The organism is Dietzia cercidiphylli, assembly GCF_014145145.1.
Taxonomy (GTDB): Bacteria; Actinomycetota; Actinomycetes; order Mycobacteriales; family Mycobacteriaceae; genus Dietzia; species Dietzia natronolimnaea.
The window spans coordinates 1-1,441 of the sequence record NZ_JAALEA010000407.1 but is presented as its reverse complement, the minus strand read 5'-3'; the positions used below and the strand labels follow the sequence as shown (position 1 = coordinate 1,441).

Annotated in this window: 1 protein-coding gene; it reads left to right on the top strand. The window is 69.7% G+C overall.

Features of this window, described 5'->3' with window-relative positions; all coding sequences use genetic code 11:
• Positions 1-209: 209 nt before the first annotated feature.
• Positions 210-1,310, top strand: a complete 1,101-nt coding sequence (locus tag G6028_RS14085) for a heme/hemin ABC transporter substrate-binding protein (protein WP_182659247.1) — start codon at positions 210-212, stop codon at positions 1,308-1,310.
• Positions 1,311-1,441: the final 131 nt, after the last annotated feature.

Here is a 1,441-nt window from a genome sequence, read left to right as displayed (position 1 = left end):
GGCCGCCCCCGGGAACCCCCGGGGGCGGCCGCCTTTCGTCGTTCCGCCGCGAACGTAGGCACGGTCTTAGAGTTCTCAGTCCCGGATGGGCGAGGATCTGGGGATCGGAGTCGAGCGCGGAAATCGCCGTACACTGGGAATACGGTGTTTAGGTAAGCCTTCCCTTGCAAAGGTTAGGCTCGCCTTGGTTACAGTGCTATCGTTGCCGCATGTTCAGACAGCGCTCAGGCTCGCTCCCGCTGGCCGTCGCCGCCATCCTGGCTCTCACGCTGACCTCGTGCGGGGTCGCGACCGGGCTCGGCGGCGACCCCGAGACGATCTCCGGGATCCCTCTGGCGTCCGAGGTCTCGGCGACCGCGGACCCGCGATCCTTCGCCGGCGAGCTCTCGCTGGAGTTGGTCGACGACCCGGTCGACCCCGTCACGACCGACCCGGTTCCGCAGCTGCCGGCCGTGGTCACGGACAACCAGGGAACCGTCGTCGAGGTCGCGGACGTCTCCCGTATCCTGCCCCTGGACGTCTACGGGGCGCTCTCCCGCATCGTCTTCGAACTCGGGCTGGGGGACAACGTGATCGGCCGCGACGTCTCGTCGGCCTTCCCCGAGATCTCCGATCGGCCCCTGGTGACGCAGGACGGGCATCAGCTCAACGCCGAGGCCATCCTCGCGCTCGACCCCAGTGTGATCATCACGGACACCTCGCTCGGTCCGTGGGACGTGATCCTGCAGCTCCGTGACGCAGGGATCCCCGTCGTCGTCGTCGACTCCCACCGGTCCCCGGACAACGTCGAGGCACTGACCCACTCCGTCGCCGACGGGCTCGGCGTGCCCGAGCTGGGGCGCGAACTGGGGGAGCGCACCCGCGCGAAGATCGTGGAAACCGAGGAGTCGATCGCCTCGATCGTGCCGGGGTCCGAGACCGCGCGGCTACGCACGGTCTTCCTCTACGCCCGTGGATCCGCCGGCGTCTACTACATGTTCGGCCAGGACAGTGGTGCGGACGAGTTGATCACCGCGGCCGGCGGATACGACGTGTCGACCGAGGTCGGGTGGAAGGGCGCCAAGCCGGCGAACGACGAGGGGCTCATCGCGGCTCAGCCGGACGTCATCGTCATGATGAGCAAGGGGCTCGAGTCCGTCGGTGGCGTCGACGGACTGCTCGAGAAGTTCCCGGCCCTGGCCCAGACGCCGGCCGGTGCGAACCAGCGGGTCGTCGCGATGAACGACGACCTCGTGCTGTCGTTCGGCACCAGGACCCCCGCGGTGCTCAACGCGCTCGCGGTGGCCCTCTACGCCCCCGACGCGCTGTGACGCTCACAGCGGAGCGGCGCGAGCGGGCCGAGCGCCCCTCGCCTGGTTCCCGACCCGCACGGACGGCCGGCGGGACCCACCGCCTGCTGACCGGTGGCCTTCTGGTCGCCGGGCTGGCGGCTGCACTCGGT